Here is a 19,558-nt window from a genome sequence, read left to right on the forward strand (position 1 = left end):
AACCTATTCTTTTGATGTTTCCAGTTCCTTTATTCTTTTTTCTTGATTCAATATGTGCAAAGTCAACTCCTCAATCTTCTCCAAAAGCAACCTGTTCATCTCACCTAATTCTATACCATTGGCTTGAACCTCTTTTGCAGACGGTATATTCGGTAAATGACCCTTTTCTTCTATATGTTTTTGGATCTCTTTTAAGGAAGGTAGCTCGTAGTCCTTCTCAAACACATAATCTGGCCAGGTACCCGATAGTTCTACCCGCACCTCTTCGGTGATGAGCTTTCCGTCCACGGCCATTTTGTACCCGGTGGGCACCGACGTGGTCCCAACAGCGACCTCTCCGGAATAGCTGGCCGTGGCACCAGTTTCAGTCCAAACGGATGTCCCCCCACCCGAAGCGGCATTGGTGGTCACCGATAGGATATTGCTGTCCACACTCTCGTTGCCGGAAGCATCCAGGGCACGCACCTTGAAATCGTAGGAAGTGGAAGCTGTGAGTCCGGTAGCTTGATACGTAGTAGCTGTTATATCATTGGCGATGATTGCACCATCACGGTACACATCATATCCGGTCACCCCGACATTGTCCGTGGCCCCGCTCCATGAGAGATTGACAGTGGTGTCCGTTTGACCATTACTTGAGATTGACGGGGCGGTTGGAGCTTCGGTGTCCGAACCGCTGTTGGTTGTCACAGAAACTATATTGCTGTCAACGCTCGCATTTCCAGCAGCATCCAGGGCACGAACCTTGAAATCGAAGGGTGTAGAGGCAGCAAGTCCCGTGACCTGATAAGTGGAGGTACTGACATTGTTTGCTATGATGACTCCATTTTGATAAACATCGTATCCGGTCACCCCCACATTGTCCGTTGCCCCGCTCCAGGAAAGGTCGACAGTGGTCTGGGATTGGCCAGTACTTGATAAGGTAGGTGCAGTTGGAGCTTCCGTGTCTGGTGTACCTTGAAGAGTAATCGAGACGCGATCGATGTACAGTTCGTCACCCACTGCACCTCCTGCATGAGATCCAGTAAAGACATAAATCGTGGGATTCGCAGATGTTGCAGTGACAATAAAGGTGTATTCGGTCCAGTTGCTACTTGTTGTAATCAGTGTGGGGTTTGTGAATCCAGTTACCCCGGTCCAGGATGCGAATGCGGGATCTGAAAACTGGCTACCCGACTTGGCCCAAATACTGATATCATAGGTCTCACCGACCGTGGCAGAATAGGTGTACTCTACCCGACGACTGGCGGTCGCGTTTCCAGTTCCTGTAGATACCACCTTCATGGCATAGGATCCGTTATAAGGATTTGAAGTGTCCGCTGTAATTGTGGCGCTACTGGTCCATCCAGCCGTAGAATTGGATTCGTTGTTGACACTCACGGCATTGCTATGTGTGTGTAAATCTTGGGAACGTACAGAGACGGTCCCAAACCAAAGTAAAGTGCATACAAGAAGTGGATGAAGATTTTTCATGATTGAAATTGTGGAGTTAATAAAAAGTTTGTTCGAAATGGGGGATTGAAAATCTCCCTTTAAGGTTGAAAGTGTCCATAAGTAGGTTATTAAAATAAAGTAAAAACTTACTTTGGGAATAAGCTATTACATCACAATTATATAAAAACTTTCATCCAACATTAACAAAATTTTAATTTTTTCGATGAACTACAGAAAAAGTTGAAAAAGCTTACAATAATTAAGATGAAGTATAATAATTGCCATTTTTTACAGTTATTTCTTGCACCAGATCTAATGAATAACCTATGCTTGCTTTAAATAATGTAAGAAAAATACAGGCGTTGAACCTGCAGGAAACCCTGATCGTTCTGGCCATCATCGGCATATTGTTGCTGTTGGCCCTGCCGAACCTGATGCCCTTGATATCCAAGGCCAAGGCCATTGAGGCCCAGACGCAGCTCAAGGCCATCCACAATGCCCAGACCACGCACCGATATATGTACAGCAGGTTCACCGCCGATATAAATGAGCTGGACTTTGTGCCCCCAAAAACAGTCGCGGAAAACGGCACAGCCAACTATCGGTACGAGATAGTCGCGGCCACCGCAGCCACCTTCAGGGCCAGGGCGGAAGCGGTAACCGACTTTGACGGCGATGGCGTGCTCAACGTGTGGGAGATCGACGAGAACGGTAACCCCAAACAACTTATCAAGGACTGATGCTGATTTTACAAGTGCTCACCATGCTGGGCTGCGGAATGGTCGCGGTCCAGGACCTGCGCGACCGCGAGGTGATGTGGGTGTTTTTCCCCATTATCGCCGTGCTGCTGGCAAGTATCCATGTCCATCACTTGGGCATGGACAACTTTATTTTCTTCGCGCTCAACAATGTCATCTTAGTCAGTTGTGTGTTGGCGCTGCTCTGGGCAATAACGAGATTTGTGTTCGGGAAGGAGTTCCTGAACGTGAGCTTTGGGCTGGGCGACATGCTCCTAATGTACGCCCTTGCCGTTGGCTTTCCCACGGTGACCTTTATTGTCCTGTTCGTGGGCTCCATCCTTTTTTCATCAATCGCCTTTATTGTGCTCAGAATGTGTACCAAGACCAAGACCGAGACCGTGCCGCTGGCTGGCCTTATGTGCATTTTCCTGATTGCCATACTGCTCATGGCCCATTGGTCCAATATGCCCTCTCTCTATATGATATAAATGCTGGAAAACCGATACAAGATACCGTCCCATTTGCAACAGTGCATCTCCGCGGAGCAAGCGTTCCACTACCGGATAGTCCCGGTGGGCAGGGATGGGAACGGGTTGCACCTGAAGACCGATGCCGGATCCCTTGGGGACCTGCTCAATGAACTGAACATTGTGCTGGATTCCAGGATTTCCCTGGAACCATGCGACAGTGATGAACTGCAACAATACCTCACGGCCAACTACAGACAGCAAACGGACAGGGAGGCCTCCAGATTGGCATATTCCAATGACTTTTTGGAAAGGATCCTCCAGGAGGCCAAGGCCATAGGGAGCAGTGATATCCATTTTGAGCCCTTCGAGACCAGGTGCAGGGTACGCCTTAGATTGGACGGCAGGCTCTTGGAATACTACACCATACCCCTACAGGATTATCCCACCATGGTGAACAAGGTCAAGATAAGGGCCAATCTGGACATTGCCGAAAAACGATTGCCCCAGGACGGTCGGATCACCATAAAATCAAGTGGGGAAGAATTCGATATCAGGGTATCTTCCCTACCCACCCTCCATGGGGAAAAATTGGTGCTGCGGATTTTGAGCAGGGATACAGGGGCCGTTGAACTGGATGGGCTTGGAATGACGGCCGTGGAGCTGCGCAGGTACCGGGAAGGCATAAAAAGACCCAACGGCATCGTGCTGATATCCGGGCCCACCGGTTCGGGAAAGACCACTACCCTCTACGCCACGCTCAAGCTTTTGAACGATGGCACATCCAACATTCTGACCATTGAGGACCCCATAGAGTATACCCTAGAAGGGATAAACCAGGTACAGCTCAAGGAGAACATCGGCCTGGATTTCCCGAACTCCCTGCGCACGTTCCTCAGACAGGACCCGGACATCATTATGGTGGGGGAGATCCGCGATGTGAATACGGCCAATATGGCAATAAGGGCCGCGCTCACGGGACACCTGGTACTCTCCACCATACACACCAACTCGGCATGGGGCACCGTTTCAAGGCTGATAGATATGGGCGTTCCGCCCTTTCTTATCGCCAGTACCCTGAACATGAGCGTGGCCCAGCGATTGGTGCGAAAGCTGTGCAGTGCATGCAAACAAAAGGCATTGGTCGACAGGACCGTATTTCCAATGGGGTTTGATGTTCCCGGTTCACTGGAACACCACTTTCGGCCCGTAGGATGCAATGACTGCCACCATACAGGGTACAGTGGAAGGAAGGCCATTTATGAGATCCTCCCCGTTGACAGTGGGTTGGAAAGTGCCATAAAAAACAACCAGCTGCAGATTGAAGAACATTTCACCGAGAACGGCATCCCTACGTTGAAGACCAACGCCATTGCCCTGGTGCAACAGGGCATCACCTCCATTGAGGAGGTATACCCCCTATTAAGTGACCGATAGATGAAAAGAATTGTCCTCATATCATTCCTGTTTGTCCAATATGCGGTTTTCGCGCAATATGGAGGGGATAGGATACAGAACATAAAGAACAACCTGGAGCTCCTGGCATCGGATCATCCGGCCTATAACGAGACCCTGAAACTGGAGGTGAACGTGTCCAATGTGGCCCTGCCGAATTTCTTGATCGCCGTTTCCAAGGTACACAATCTGAACCTGAGTGTCTCCAACGATGTTTCCAACATCAACATTGTGAACAATTTCTCCGATGTAACGGTTTCCGACCTGCTCATCTTTCTATGCAAGGAATATGGGCTGACCATCGATTTCACGGGGAGCATTCTCTCCATCAAACGGTATGTTCCCCCGCAGCCTGAGATTGTCGAAAAGACCTTTCAGGTGCAGATGCAGCCGGATACAGGGACAATCACCCTGGATGTGAGCGACATTCCCCTGGAAAGGGTTTTTAGAAAAGTTATGGAGGTCTCCGGAAAGAACCTCCTCTATGCCAATGCCCTCAGGGAAAGGCCGTTGAACATCTACATCAAGGATGCTCCCCTTGATCTGGCAATGGAAAAAATGGCTGAGCTCAACGGGCTCGACCATTCCAAGTCTCGGGACGGTTTCTATCTTTTCAGCAGCCCCGATGGTCAAGTGGCCAATCAGGGACAGGGCCTGTTCAAAAAAGGGATGTACTATGAAGTATTGGATACGGTGAACAAGATCTTGAACGTGGATTTTAACGGAGCCCCAATAGCGAATATAATTGAGGCACTGAGCGTTGAGCTAAATCTGGACGTCTATACGGCAACACCATTGGAGCAGGCCGGGGAGGTAACTTTTAATGCCAGGAACATTTACTTTGATGATCTGCTGTCCCATATGTTCGAGAGCCAACAAAAAGGGACTGCCCCATTGGCTGATGGCAACAACCCAAATGGACGTGGCCGGGCCGGAAACTACAATAATGCCACCACAGTCCAAAACAATGGACCATCTTCAAATTTTACCTTTAAAAAGGAAAACGACATCTACTTTTTTGGAACTGCCGACCAGTTGAGCCTAAGAAAAGTGGAGATCGTCCAGATGATGCACCGCTCGGTGGAACTGATGAGCGATCCAAGATCCTATTCCGGGGGATATCGGACAGCGGGAAGGACCAATACGGGAAATGTCAACTATTTTGGCAACGGCCAACAAGGGTCCGACTTCCAGGGCCCCCAACAAAATTTGGGCAGCCAGCGAAGCCTGAATACCAGAAGCGGCGATTTTGGAGACTATCGGGACGGGGCCGAGGCCCTAGTGAACATTCTGCCCGATGAGATCAAGTCCGATCTTGACATCAGGGTCGACTTTGAGCTCAACAGCTTCTTTGTAAGCGGTCCCTCGGCAAACATCGAACGATTCAAAAGTTTCATAAAGGAGATTGACAGGCCCGTGCCCGTGGTCCTGATAGAGGTCATGATCATCGAGGTGCGAAGGTCATCCATTGTGGAGACCGGGATCAGCTGGGGCATCGGTGACGGGCCCATTGGGACCAAGGGAAACCTGTTTCCGGATACCGAACTCACCCTGGGTGCAAATACCGTGAACAAGGTCATAGGCGGCTTTGATGGTTTCGGTTCCTTTAACATTGGAAAAGTGGTGCCCGAGTTCTTTGCCACTATAAAGGCCTTGGAGGAAAACGGGAACATCAAGATCCGTTCCACACCAAAACTATCAACCCTTAATGGACATAGGGCCAATCTTTCCATTGGGGAGACCACATACTATGTGATAACCAACCAGAACTTCTTTGGGTCCCAAGTGCCCACTACCTCCGAGATCAGGAACTATGCCCCAATCGATGCGGAACTGGGGGTTAGTATCAAACCACTGGTCTCAGGCGATGGACAGGTGACCTTGGAAATCAATGTCATCCAATCTGATTTCAGTGGGGAACGTATCGAGGAGGATGCCCCGCCGGGCCTGACCTCCAGGGAATTCAGTTCCATCATCCGGATGCAGAACCAAGACCTGGCCATATTGGGTGGGCTCGAGGAAAAGATAAAAAATGATTCTGGGAGCGGGGTACCTCTCCTTGCCAGGATCCCTGTCATCAAATGGCTGTTCAGCAAGAGAAAGCGGGAGGACACGAAACAAAAATTGACCATTTTGATAAAGCCGACCGTCATCTACTGAAAATGAGGCACTGGTTCCAACATATCATAGAAGGTTCGGTATATCAGGGATTGGAAATCTTTGAAGTGGATGACAGTATCTATTTTTCATTGCTGAAGGTGCAGAAAAAAAATGGGGAACTCAACACTGTCTTTGAAAGGGCATTTCATACAATCGAGGAGTTGACGGGGCATATCAATGCAAAAAATGTAATCCTGTTGGTCATCAACTCGTCCAAAATATTGAAGAAGCAGGTCTCCCTAGATCCAAAGTTGGATGTCGGGCAATGGGTCGTCAACGCTTTCCCAAATCTGGACCTTGAAAGTTTTTATTATGGAATATTGGATGTCGGGGGACTCGGCATTGTTTCCATTGGGAAAAAAGAGGACATAGATGGAACATTGGATATGCTGAAAGGCCATGGAATCGTCCCGTCAAGGGTTTCTTTGGGCATTTCCGACCTCCAAAACAGCATTCCCCATTTGCAAGTATCCAACATCCTTGGATCCAACTTTCAACTTAGGAACATAAGCGCTTCCGATTTCGTTTTCGAACCCAAAGGTTCAACCCAACAAAATCCGATGAAAATAGGTGGATTGACCATATCCACAACGGGCCTACTCCCTTTTTCAAGTGTGTTGGGATACCTAAAGGGCTCTAGGGAAGAATCCAACCTATCGGTACTTAACCGACGATTCGATAACAACTTTAAGAACCATCGCCTTTACAGTGTTGGCCTTAAATTGGGAATCGGGGTTCTATTGACGGCTTTGCTTTTGAACTTTCTGCTGTTCACCCACTATAGGGCGAAGGTGGAGTCCATGGAAACCTTGTCGAGCTCCGAACAGCAACTCAGTATGTTGAAGACGATCAAAGATCGGATTGCCACAAAAGAACAGAGGCTAAATATGCTCCTGGGGTCTTCAAACTCAAGATCGACATTTTACATGGACAGGATCGCACTTGGGTTGCCAACCTCCATTCAATTGGACCAAATGGAATACCAACCACTGTTAAAACCGGTCCGTGAAGGCAAATTGATAGCGTTGGACCAAAACAACATCCAAATTTCCGGACAATCCAATGATAAGGACGGATTTGCCCAATGGATGGAAAAATTGGATCGAGAAGATTGGGTAGAAAAAATGAAGATATTGGGCTATGAGTATGCCGACAAGAATTCTGACAGGTTCTCCTTAAAGATTGAAATCAATGAAGCTGGACAATAAAAACAAATTATTGGCGGGAGTCTTCTTTATGCTACTTTTTTTGAGCTACCCATTGGCTTTTAAAAAAACCATGGCACTGAGGGAGGAATACACTACCAATGCTGACAAACAGCAGTTAGCTGCACATGTCCCGCAAGAACTCTCGATGATGACACAAAAAGAAAAGTATCTGGACGCACAATTCAAAGCGTTCAATCTGGGGACCTCATCACTTCAGAACGACCTACTTAAGTTTTTGAACGAAATTACCGTGACCAGGAATGTAAAGATCATCGAGTTTAAGTCGCCACATCGGTTCTGGGAAAAGGATTCTCAGGTAAAAACCTATATTTTTAGTCTGGAAGGAGGTTTCATGGACATCCTGAAGGTTTTGCATGCCTTGGAAGAACAGGCGGGCTTTGGAACAATTTCACATGCAGCCTTTGAAAAGAAGAAAGACCATAGAAGGGGGAAAAGCCATCTACAAGTGCTCGTGTTTTTGGAGCATGTGGAGTAAACTTCTGTACTTTTTATCCACTATTTTTTTTCATCCATAAATCTTAAACCAATCATATTGGTCCTAAATCAGCAGAAACCAGCGAGTGAAACCGAGCTTTTCGCTGCAAGGGTCCTAAACCTTGCTAAATCAATACTACCTAGAAGAACATTATTAAAAAAAATGTACTTCTTAAAAATTGTATTGTCCTCCCATGTTTATGGAAATAAAAAAGCCGAGCATATTGCTCGGCTTTTTGGTCGGGATGACTGGATTCGAACCAGCGACCACACGCACCCCATGCGTGTACGCTACCAGACTGCGCCACATCCCGAAAACGGATTGCAAAAATATAAATTAATATGGAATGGTATTCCTATTTCAACACAATTTTAAAAACTCAACCCATTCCCTTAAGTAAGGGTTGTGGGTTGAGCTTCCATAACTGAAACAGTGGCTTTATTCATTTAACGATACAGGGTGAAATGGCCAACATATTGCTGCCTTTCCCGGTCATTGGCATTTACCACATACCAATAATCACCGGTTGGCAAAGGATTCCCGTCATAGGTGCCATCCCATTTTTTTACTTGGTCCAATCGGGCCACTACCCTACCATAGCGATCGTAGATCACCACATCGATATTGGGGAAGAATTCGCGGTTTTTTGGATACCAAAAATCATTGAGATTATCCCCATCCGGAGTAAAGAATGGCGGCATTTCTGGCATTCCCTCAAAATTGAAAGGCATTACCAGACTGGCGACACACCCATTCCTATCCCGAACCATGATGGTAATACTCTCATCGGTAGTGGTATTGAAAACATTCACCTCACCGTAGGATTCTCCCTGGAAGAAGAATTCATAGCCTCCAAAGCCACCAGTGGCGACGGCTGTTATTTCGTCCGCACCTGTTTTCGTGGCCTCCAAGGTCAGGGGTTCATAAGCATCTATTTCAAACTCTACGAAGGTCACACATCCATTTTGGTGATAGATGTATACGGTATGGCCTCCAGGGGGAAGGTCCCCAAAGGTCCGTTGGTCTGTGGCGAGTGCCACATCATCCACATCCAAAGAAAACAGTAGGTTGGGCAGCAACGATTGATCCGCTATGGAAACGGTGGCCGTACTGTTGGGGAATATGCCATCACAGCCATACTCCACAATGGGCTCTGCAATCAATTCGATGCCTATTCCGATTTCTGCCACCACGCTGGTTTGACAGCCATTGGAATCCCTAACAAAAATGACATAGGTCTCACCACCCAACAGGTTGTCGAAGAACATGGTGCTGTTCTGAACAAAGTCGGCATCATCAGCCGAATTGACACTTGTGAAGTACGGCGCAGTTCCTCCACTTACCTGCAAGGTCATGGTGCCATCCGCATCGCCCAAACAGGTTTCGGGAGTAGTAGACACTACGCCTGCGACCAATTCCATGGGTTGGGTAATCTCTACGGTACGTGTTATGGTACAACCCAAATCATCCTGAATAATGATGTCATAGGTTCTTGGTGATAGGTCTGTGAAGGTTTTTCTATTTGGATTCGTCGGGTCGTCACCTTCAAAGAATTCGCTCAACGTATCGGAAATGGAATATCGTATGGCTCCGGTTCCCCCGCTAGCTTCTATGATAATCTGGCCATTGGTGTCCCCAGCACACAAAACGGGGACGGCTTCCAAATATTCCAAAACCAATGGTGGTTTGGGTTCAATGACAATGGGGTCTGAGATGGCCTCACATCCCCCACTCTGGGCATACACGTAGTAGGTTCCGGGATTCAGTTCCCTAAAGATACCTGAGGTTTGTGCTGGCCTAACTGTATTGGCGACCGTCGGGTTAGGAGGTGTGTTTGAGTTTAGCAAAGTGTACACGTAGCTCCCGATTCCACCGAAAGCTTCGGAGCGGATAATACCAGTCGCCTCCCCAGCACAGTTGATGGTAGCGTTGGTCAAATCCAAAGCTATTACCAACGGTGCCGCGGGATCTAAGGATATTTGATTAGATCGTTCAAAAGGACACCCATTGGAATTTTGGACATCGTATTGGAAAGGTCCGGGATCCACTGTGATATCCACTACAATCTGAACGCTGGTCATTCCCGCACCAAAGGGAATAAATGGGTCCGCAGTTCCCGATCGGCGATAGAAATAATCCACACCAACCTCAGGATTGGTCACCGTCAACCCCATTCTTCCCAAATCCCCACAACCTGGTGGTTGCAATTCCACCAACTCGGCCACTACAATTTCGGGATCTTGAACGGTAATGGGAACCGTGGTGAAACTACAGTTCCATCCATCAAATATGGTTATGGTGTAGTCCCCTGCTGAAAGATTGGCAAATGTTGGTGTTGTTTGAAGTCCACTGTTCGTACCATCGGTAATTCTGTTCAATTGGTACAAATAGTTGCCTGGACCCTGTCCTCCAGTCACATTGAATGTTTCTATAATTCCATTGTTGTCATTATTACAGGCCAATCCCTGAACCACTTGTATATCGGCGGTAATTGGTGTGGGCAAGGGCAAATCAACTGTGGTACTGGTTACACATCCCCTGGCATCTCTAACGTTGACAGTATAAAGTCCTGTTGACAGTCCTTGGAAAATGGGATTTGTGTTTGGATAATCTACCAGAACAGTGATTCCATCAGGGTCAACCAACTGATATTCATAAGAACCCCATCCTCCATCACCGGAGGCTGTGATTTCACCTATTCCAGGTACATTACAGGTTACCGGAGAAGTCTGGTTTGCATCAACTGTCAAGGCCCTATCTGGAGATCTTACAGTGGTTACGTTACTTACCACATCACAGAAAGGGGAATCCAGCGCTTCCACATGAACCACTAAATTTCCAGCGGGCAGGCCTGTGATTATCTCCGGGGTATTGATAGGAGCATTGGTGTCGAAAGTTCCTGTTACCCCGGTTGATGTTTCCACACCAGCGTTGTCCCTTGTGAACACTTCATAATTGTATGTTCCGCTGTAATTGTTGATTGCCAAACTTATCTGTCCATCATTTCCATTGAAACAGGTAACCGGCTGTACCTCGGCTATTAAGGCTTCAATGGTATTGTATTCGGGCATATTGATGGTGGCAGTCAAATAGGTACAACCTCCACTTCCAATATCGGTCACTGCAAAAATGTAGTCTCCCGGAGTGGCTATGTCCCAATTCACACGGTCTGTTCCTCCTGAATTACGGGCAGGCTCGGAACCCAATGGCAAAATCTCAACTTCATAGTTTCCAGGGCCCTCATTGACAATGATGTCTATGCTTCCGGGATTTACTCCGGTTCCAGTTGCATCACAGGTAATTGGATTTACATTGTAGCTGAAAGTGATATCCGTCGGGGTGTTGATGGTCACCGTAGCCGTTTCTTCACATCCGTTCTGATCCCTAGCGGTTAAAATAATGGTTTGATTGGTACCATTATCAATTACCTCAAAGGTATTGCTGGTCTGGAAGTTGGTCCCATCGAACTGAGGAGTGCCATCGTTCATGCTATAGGTGTAAGGCCCCGTTCCCGTAGCCGTTCCACTTCCATCACCATTGGTATCTGTAAATATGGTAATCGTGGCCGTACTGAACTGATTGCTGGATGGATTACAGGTGAATTCCGTGTTTGTGGCATTTACTTGTAAAATTGTGGGCTCGCCAATAATAATGTTTCCAGACCGATCCGTACAACCACGGTCAGAGACCACCTCCACTTGATAGGTGTTTGGAGCCAAATTATCAAACAATGGGGATGCTTGCGGACCCGCAAGGACTGTGGCACTAGCACCATCATATAGAACATAGCTAAGTGGTGTATCAGTGTCACTGCCTGGTTGCAGTTCCACGGCGATGGTACCATCATTGGCCCCATTACAGGTGACATCGCTATTTGGAGTGGCGCTGATTATTGGTGTATTCACCGTGGATACACTAACCAGAGCCTCGTCGGTGCACAATGGAGTGGTATTGGAACTCAAATCGGTTACCAAAATGTTATAATCCCCAGGAAGTACATTGTTGAACACATTGGAACTTTGGGCAGGACCTATGTTGGCCAACGTCCCCGCATTCCTGAGCTGATATTCAAAATTACTACTGCCTCCGGAAGTGTTCACGGTAATAACACCATCTCCGGCATTACAGGTTGGCAATGATGTGGCATCGGCTGTTATGGCAAAGAAATCAAAGACTTCTGCTGTAACCGTATTGGTACATCCGTTGCCGTCCCTAACAGTTATAAGGTAACTTCCGGGATTGGGCACAATAAATGTCGTCGCAGTTTGGTAACCACTACCTATGTCATATTGGAAAGTTTCCTCGGGAAGTCCAGAACCCGTGGACAGCGGTGAAACCATATGAATTTGATACCCACTGGTTGCAGTACATTGGTTCACCACGTCAATTACAGGGGTAGGCACACCTGCTTCCTGCGTAACGGTCAAAGTGGTCAATGCGGTGCATCCGTTGGCATCTTGCACATAAAAATCATAATCGGCCGGATAAGGACCCGCTATTTCAAAGGTGGTCTCGGGATTGAAAGCGGTTGGAGCCGGATTTCCCGTAGGGACATAAGCATAGTTAAAAGGAGCGGTTCCGCCAAATCCTCGTACGGTGACCAAAGCACCGGCATTACAAGTGGCCTCCACAAAATTATCAATGGTTATGGACGGCGAACTGAATCCTATGAAAACCAAAGTACTAGCACTACAGTTTGTATCAGTATCCGTTACAATAATCTGATAATTCCCAGGAGCCAGACCATTAAAAGTGCTAGTAAAAGGTAAAGGTACATTGGTAAAGGTTGTAGGTCCTGATACTGTCGCTCCGGTGTCCGTATTTTGCAATGTCACCGTAAAGTTGGCTGGGTTTGCGGGCAAACCAGTTACTTCGTAATCAATAGAGCCACTTCCGGCAACATTACAAGATGCCGTTGTAGCTATGGCGGTTACCGATGCTGGATTTAGCGGTCCTATGGGGTCGATTTCTTCAATATAAGTACATCCAAGTGCATCCCTGACCTCAACAAAGTAGGTTACCCCAGGAACTACCAGACCGGTAACATCGAAAATATCATTTCCGGCACCCGTTCCTGGTGTAAATATGGGATCCCCTACCAATCTAAATTCATACGGTGCAGTACCACCTGTGGCCTGTACTCTATATGGAAAAGAAGTATCTGAACATAATCCTGGGTCAGGGTCCAATGGAATAAGATCCAATACGTTTTGGTCCAGCACCACGTCGTCCCTGTCCTCACATCCCTGGGCATCGGTAGTGACTATGGTGTAATTGCCCACGGGAAGATTGGGGAAATTAACGGTTGTACTTCCTGTAGCCATGGAAGAGGCCACTAAATTTCCGGCAGCATCCAAAAGGATGTAGTCAAAAGGCGCCACTCCGTTGTTTATTGTTGTTGAGATGGAACCGTTTACGGAACCGGCAGAACAAACTGCATCAATCAGGGTAACGGTTGCATCCAAAGGATCACTGGGTCCAATAGTCACAGAGTAGGCAGGACTTACGCAGCCTCTGCTGTCCCGGATCATAAATCCGCCATGAGTACCGGGTCCATATCCTGAAAATATATTTTGGGTGCTGAACGTGGCACCATTATCATTACTGAATTCATAAGGTGGCACCCCTTGCGTAGTGTCAGGAATCACTTCCACAATACCGCTGGTGTTATCCCCACATTGGGTATCGGTTCCCACAACGGAACCAGCTATGGTTTCCGGAGGTGATATGGTCACCACATTAGTCTCAGTGGTACATCCCCTGCTATCCGTAATCAAGAATTGATAGGTGGTGTCGGCAATAATGGACCCATCATTGGGAATACTATATATAAAGGAGTTTCCGGTTATGTTGTTATTGTTCGATGTGTAAGGAGCACCGTTGATGCTCACTTCATAAATATCATAATTTCCACTTGAAGTGTATCCATTGCTGATATTTACCTGGATTTGGGCCGGTGGTCCGGCACAGTCCAATTCTTGAATGGTAGTAGCATTGGCAATAACCTGTGGTTCAATGGTAGCTGTAACAGTATCACGGCAATCATTGGCATCCACTACTTCAATGGTATATGTGCCAGGTGTCAATCCCGAAAAAGTATTGCTTGCTCCAAGAGTTCCCGAATTGATGCGATATTGATATGGGGCCGAACCTCCTGCTGCGTTAACTACCAAAGTCGCCGCAGTGAAATTGTCGTAACAAAAATCCGAGGCTCCATTATCCAAGGTCAATGTGGGCGCATCCAAACGGGTCAGGGTAAAACTATCGGTCACCGTACAGCCATTGGCATCGGTTACGCTAACTTGGTAAAGCCCATCTTGGGAAAGATTGGAGAAGGTGCTTCCGTTTTTAGGTCCTCTGGTCGATCCATCAGGTTGGGTCAAGGTATAGCGATTACCTCCCCATCCCCCAACCGTGTTTATCTGTACGGAACCTATATTACCATTCTGGCAACTCATCGCAGTCACATTGAGTCCAGAAATGGCAAATGGCGTCGCAGGTTCTTCAATCACCAAAGTAGCGGTATCGGTGCAGTTGGTCTCTTCATCGGTAACGGAAATCACGTAGCTTCCCGCGGACAGTCCTGTCAATGGAATAATGCTACTGTTTTGACCTGTTGACACTGGACCTCCATCTATACTATAGCTATAGGTCGTGTTAAATCCGTCCACCAGATAGCGTCCTTCACCATCGGAATCCCCAACACACGTCACCACTCGGGTCTGTTGGGCCTGTACCCCAATGGAACTTATGTCGGTAATGGCATAATTCTCGTCATAAAAACAACCTTCGTTGTCGGTGACCCTAAAAGTATAGGTTCCCAATCCCAAACCACCAAAGGTGTTGTTTGTTCCATTGTTCACTGCACTGGCTGCCGGTGCAATAATTTCATAGGTATAGGGACTTGTTCCTCCAGTAACTGTCAATCCCACTGTGGCGGTAGTGGTGATACAATTCAAACTGGAAATGGTAAAATCCAAATCGGTGGGCCTATTGAGGGCATTGAACACAACATCCGGAAGGGATTGCACACAACCATTGGCATCCCTAATCAATGGCGTATAACTTCCCACTCCTAGATTGGTGAAAACAGGATTGGTCCCAAAGCCGGCTCCTATACTATATTCATAAGGTGCTGTTCCACCCGACACTCCAGAAATGGTGATTTGACCTCCATTCTCATTTAAACAGGTCGGAACAGTATTCGGGGTGGCCGTTGCAGCAATGGTCGTTGGTGTCCCTATCGTAGCTGATTGCGGAGTTGTAGTACAGGTAAAGGTGTCCTGTTGATAACGTAGTACAACATTGTAACTTCCCGGGGCCAAGTTGGAGAACACATTGCTTATTTGGTAGTTTGAACCATTGTCGATACTATATGTTATTTCATAACCAAATCCGTTGGTTACATTTACAATGATTCTACCATCATTGGCGCCTCCGCAGTTGGCATCTTCCTCTGTAATATTGAAGATAGGTGGCGGAATGTCCTGAACATCAACGGAAGCACTTCGCTGACATCCATTGGCATCTTCAACCAAAATGGCATAGGTTCCGGAAGTGGTAACTGTAAACGTGGTGGAACCTGTGTAGGTAGCACCGAACGGACCTCCATCAACGCTAAAGCGATAGGGGGCCGTACCTCCGGATGTGGTTAGGTTCACATCTACCGATGTAGCACCACAACCAAAACTATCGGAAGCCGTTGCAGATACATCCAAAGGGCTGATACCGTTCCCTATTTCAATGATGTCCCCGTTGATGTCGGTGGTAATCGTTTCGGAACAGTTGTTTGTATCCACACGGATACTGTACACACCGGGGCTGACATTGGCAAAGGTATAGGTGTTTGATCCATTGGGTCCAAAAGTATCCACAGTCACCCCATTTTTCACTAGGCGATAGGTATAAAAACCAGGGACTCCGGATACCTGAACATCAATACTACCCAGTTCGCTACTGCACAAAATATCGTTTGCGGTCACATCCACATTGATATCCAAGTCGTTCACCGTTACCACATTGGATGGAAAAACACAAGCACTGGCGGAAACATTTTTCAATCGCACATAAACCCTGTAGTTTCCGGGGGAGGTAATGTCGAAGAATGGATCATCTTGATACGGTCCCGCGGTACTGTTCAAGCTGTATTCGTAACCTGCGGGTACATTGGTGACCTCCACCCTACCGGGATTGCCACAAATAATATCCTCCTTGATTAACTGGGGGTTCAATGGATTCAGGGTAGATTTGAAATAGAAATACTGTCCTGAGTTAACCCGCACCCTAAACTCTCCTGCAGCGGAAAGGTCAAAGGTTGGTCCGGTACCCACGGTGTTCCAAGTACAGGCTGCGTTAATGGTAGGGCAATCATCCACGACCGTTGGGGCACAGGTGTTGGGGTCCAAACGTTGCCATTGGTAACTGCTTCCAGATTGGCTCAGGGTAATTGTCCTGATATCGCTGGTACCACATAGGAAGAATTTGGCCAGTGTGCTACCATCGTTTGGACACACGACCTCTTCATCAGCGCCTTGTATAATGGTCATGAACATGGCACTGGTGGGTAAAAATGTCTTGTCGGCCTCATCCAATGGATGGTTCGTCTTAGGTTGAGCAGTGGGTTCGGAAACGGAGAAAAGCGCGGTAAGCTTTCCTGATATTTCCGTTTTTGCTAATACCGTGGAGCAAAATATTGATATGAACGCCAACAACACGGCATATAGCAAATGCCTTGTTTTTTGTGGGAGCATAGGTTAAGTTTCGTTTTGGCAGAATACTTAGGATTTGGGACCTTTATATTCTAAATAGTAATTGTCTAAACTTATAATTTCTTGTTATCTTTCAATCCCATTGGATTGCAGTTCGTCTATAAAATCTATTATTTCAACGTTAAATTATGAAAAAAAGTGCTATCGCTGCTTATTTTTTCGTTGTACTGCTTAGTACGTCCTGTGCGCAAAATTCGAATTCGGGCGCAAAAACTCCCAAAAGTGTTGATTTTACTGCGGAAATCGTGGTTGAGGGTATCCAGAACCCTTGGGGCATGGCATTTCTCCCAGATGGCGCCATACTCATCACTGAAAAGGCGGGACAACTACTTCTCTACAAGGACGGAAAGACCATAAAAATTGAAGGGCTTCCGGACATTTATGTCCGCGGGCAAGGCGGATTGATGGATGTTGAACTACATCCCGATTATCCCAAGAATGGATGGATTTATCTAACCTATGCGTCCCCGGAAGGAATAGGTAAAGGCGGCAATACGGCACTCATGAGAGCCAAACTGGACGGAAACCGGCTTTTGGACAGTCAACTGCTCTATAAAGGAGTGCCCAATACTAGCCGTGGACAACATTTTGGGTCCCGCATTGTATTTGATGACGAAGGATTTCTATATTTTTCGATTGGGGACAGGGGAAATAGGGACGTTAATCCACAGGATATTTCGGAAGACGGGGGCAAAATCTATCGGCTCCATGATGATGGCCGCGTACCAAACGACAATCCTTTTGTTGGTGAAAAAGGCGCTAAAGAGGCCATTTTCAGTTATGGGCACAGAAATCCGCAAGGATTGGCAAAACACCCAGAAACTGGACGGATCTGGGCACACGAGCATGGTCCCCGGGGAGGAGATGAAATCAACATAATCGGGAAAGGAAAAAACTACGGATGGCCGGTTATCACATATGGAATAAACTATAGTGGTACTAAGATCACCAATGAAACCTCACGCCCTAGCATGGAACAGCCCATATACCAATGGACACCCTCCATTGCTCCCTGCGGAATGACCTTTGTGACCTCGGATAAATATCCCGGTTGGAAGGGCAATCTCCTGGTTGGTTCCCTGTCCTTTCAATATTTGGAACGTCTTGTGCTGGAGAATGACAAGGTGGTGTATCGCGAAAAACTATTGGATGGCATGGGAAGGCTTCGAAATGTAAACCAAGCCCCGGATGGGTTTATTTATGTAGGTATTGAGGGAAAGGGAATTTACCGATTGGTTCCGAAATAGTAGCTTTTGTTCCTATTTTTGGGCGTCGATGGCGCGTCTGACCGATCCGTATTTCTTTAGCATTTTTTCCGCCTCGTCGTAGTCCAGACCAAGCTCTTCCATCAAATAACGGGTACCTCTGTTCACAAGCTTGTTGTTGCTCAATTGCATATTTACCATCTTGTTTCCCTTTACCCGGCCAATGCGGATCATGAGCGCCGTTGATATCATATTCAGAACCATCTTCTGACTTGTCCCACTCTTCATTCTTGTGCTTCCGGTCAAAAATTCGGGGCCCACCACTATTTCCATGACAATGTCACTTTCAACAGCCAAAGGGGAACCAGGATTGTTGGTTATTCCTGCGGTTAAAATACCGTGCTTTTTGGCATCCTCGATTCCGCCCAACACATAAGGTGTTGTACCGGAAGCCGCTATACCCACCAAAACATCATTTGAATTGATATTGTATTCCTGTAGATCCTTCCAAGCCTGCTTGGTATCATCCTCTGCAAACTCCACAGCTTTTCTTATGGCTACATCACCCCCGGCGATCAGCCCAATGACCCTATCATGGGGAAGACCAAATGTTGGCGGTATTTCCGAAGCGTCCAGAATGCCCAGGCGGCCACTGGTACCGGCTCCGATATAGAAGAGACGGCCACCTTTTTCAAAACGGGGAACCAGGGCGTCCACCAATTTTGAAATCTGTGGTAAAACCAGTTCCACAGCGTCGGCTACCTTTTTGTCCTCATTGTTGATGCTGGTGATGATATCGAGTGTGTCCATCTGTTCCAACTTGTCGTACAAAGAGGGTCTCTCAGTTATCTTAAGGTGTTTGTCGGCCATTTTTATAACAGTTGGATGTTCATAGTTTTAAAGACTTCAAGTTTGGAATCCCAAGGTTCAAGTTCAGTGATAAGTACGTCAATATCTTCCACCCCACATATTTTGTATCGTTGCATGGACCCTATTTTTTCAGAGATACATGGCGAAACCACTTTGCGCGAACTATGTATCATCGCCTTTTTCATCTGCACTATTTCCCAGTCAAACTCAGTTAACCCTTCGTTGGGATGAATCGAATTTGTTCCTAAAAAGCAAATATCCACTTTTATTTCGGATAGCATATTAATGGCGCTACCGCCAATGGTTATTTGCGAATCCCTGGACAATCTACCACCAATAAATATGGTTTCCACATTCGATTTGCTCAGCAGTTGCACGGCAATGGGAAGACTAGGGGTGAAACAGGTGAGCTTCATTTTGGAAGGCAACCTTCGGGCCAGTTCCAGATTTGTGGTACCTCCGCTTAACAGGATTACCTGACCTTCTTTGATCAGCTTGATTGCCTTCTCGGCAATTAAAGCCTTTTTCTCCAAAGAATAAATCTTTTGTCCAATGGGATTGTAATTGTTGAACCCCAAAGAAACTGCTCCTCCATGTACTTTCTTGAGCTGTTCGGAACTGTCAAGTTCCTTGATGTCACGACGAACAGTATCTACAGAGACATTCAGCAAGTCGGCCATATCGGTCAACAATACCTTATTATGTATCCGCACTTCGTTTAAAATAAACTGTTGCCTTTCCTCCTTGAGCATATG

The 19,558-nt window shown here is 47.0% G+C and carries 11 protein-coding genes and 1 tRNA gene; 7 read left to right on the top strand and 5 right to left on the bottom strand.

The genetic code is table 11. The annotated features are described in order from the left end of the window. Positions 1–3 precede the first annotated feature (3 nt). Positions 4–1,473 (bottom strand): fibronectin type III domain-containing protein, encoded by a 1,470-nt coding sequence (locus tag K7G75_RS12460; RefSeq protein ID WP_222984571.1) that lies wholly within the window; start codon positions 1,471–1,473, stop codon positions 4–6. Positions 1,474–1,760: 287 nt separating this feature from the next. Between K7G75_RS12460 and K7G75_RS12465 the strand changes: the two genes are divergently transcribed. Genes K7G75_RS12465 through K7G75_RS12490 form a run of 6 tightly spaced genes read left to right on the top strand, consistent with a single transcriptional unit; the run spans position 1,761 to position 7,960 of the window. Next, positions 1,761–2,174 (top strand): type IV pilin-like G/H family protein, encoded by a 414-nt coding sequence (locus tag K7G75_RS12465; RefSeq protein WP_222984572.1) that lies wholly within the window; start codon positions 1,761–1,763, stop codon positions 2,172–2,174. Positions 2,175–2,212: 38 nt separating this feature from the next. Beyond that, a complete protein-coding gene (locus tag K7G75_RS12470; RefSeq protein WP_222984573.1) occupies positions 2,213–2,662 on the top strand; it encodes a hypothetical protein in 450 nt (149 codons plus the stop codon). Beyond that, entirely contained in the window at positions 2,663–4,078 is a 1,416-nt protein-coding gene (locus K7G75_RS12475; RefSeq protein ID WP_222984574.1) for a GspE/PulE family protein, read from the top strand. It begins immediately after the preceding gene. Continuing rightward, positions 4,079–6,256 (top strand): type II secretion system protein GspD, encoded by a 2,178-nt coding sequence (locus K7G75_RS12480; protein ID WP_222984575.1) that lies wholly within the window; start codon positions 4,079–4,081, stop codon positions 6,254–6,256. Between the two features lie 2 nt (positions 6,257–6,258). Next, positions 6,259–7,464 carry a hypothetical protein gene (locus K7G75_RS12485; RefSeq protein WP_222984576.1) on the top strand — a complete coding sequence of 402 codons (1,206 nt, stop codon included), beginning with the start codon at positions 6,259–6,261 and terminating at the stop codon, positions 7,462–7,464. Beyond that, positions 7,448–7,960, top strand: coding sequence for a hypothetical protein (locus K7G75_RS12490; protein WP_222984577.1), 513 nt, complete (start codon positions 7,448–7,450; stop codon positions 7,958–7,960). Before K7G75_RS12485 ends, K7G75_RS12490 begins: the two co-directional genes overlap by 17 nt. A gap of 236 nt (positions 7,961–8,196) precedes the next feature. Here the strand turns inward: K7G75_RS12490 and K7G75_RS12495 are convergent. Continuing rightward, positions 8,197–8,273: transfer RNA gene (locus K7G75_RS12495), tRNA-Pro, on the bottom strand. Between the two features lie 133 nt (positions 8,274–8,406). Further along, on the bottom strand, positions 8,407–16,710 hold the full coding sequence (locus tag K7G75_RS12500; RefSeq protein ID WP_222984578.1) for a T9SS type B sorting domain-containing protein: 8,304 nt from the start codon (positions 16,708–16,710) through the stop codon (positions 8,407–8,409). Positions 16,711–16,856: 146 nt separating this feature from the next. Between K7G75_RS12500 and K7G75_RS12505 the strand changes: the two genes are divergently transcribed. Next, entirely contained in the window at positions 16,857–17,975 is a 1,119-nt protein-coding gene (locus K7G75_RS12505) for a PQQ-dependent sugar dehydrogenase (protein ID WP_222984579.1), read from the top strand. Between the two features lie 12 nt (positions 17,976–17,987). Here K7G75_RS12505 and murQ read toward each other — a convergent pair whose 3' ends face one another. Further along, positions 17,988–18,803: an N-acetylmuramic acid 6-phosphate etherase gene (murQ, locus tag K7G75_RS12510; protein WP_222984580.1), complete on the bottom strand. Its 816-nt coding sequence runs from the start codon at positions 18,801–18,803 to the stop codon at positions 17,988–17,990. A gap of 2 nt (positions 18,804–18,805) precedes the next feature. Next, complete coding sequence (locus K7G75_RS12515) at positions 18,806–19,555, bottom strand: DeoR/GlpR family DNA-binding transcription regulator (protein WP_222984581.1); 750 nt, start codon at positions 19,553–19,555, stop codon at positions 18,806–18,808. Between the last annotated feature and the right edge of the window lie 3 nt (positions 19,556–19,558).

Source organism: Flagellimonas meishanensis, assembly GCF_019880545.1.
GTDB classification, from domain to species: domain Bacteria; phylum Bacteroidota; class Bacteroidia; order Flavobacteriales; family Flavobacteriaceae; genus Flagellimonas; species Flagellimonas meishanensis.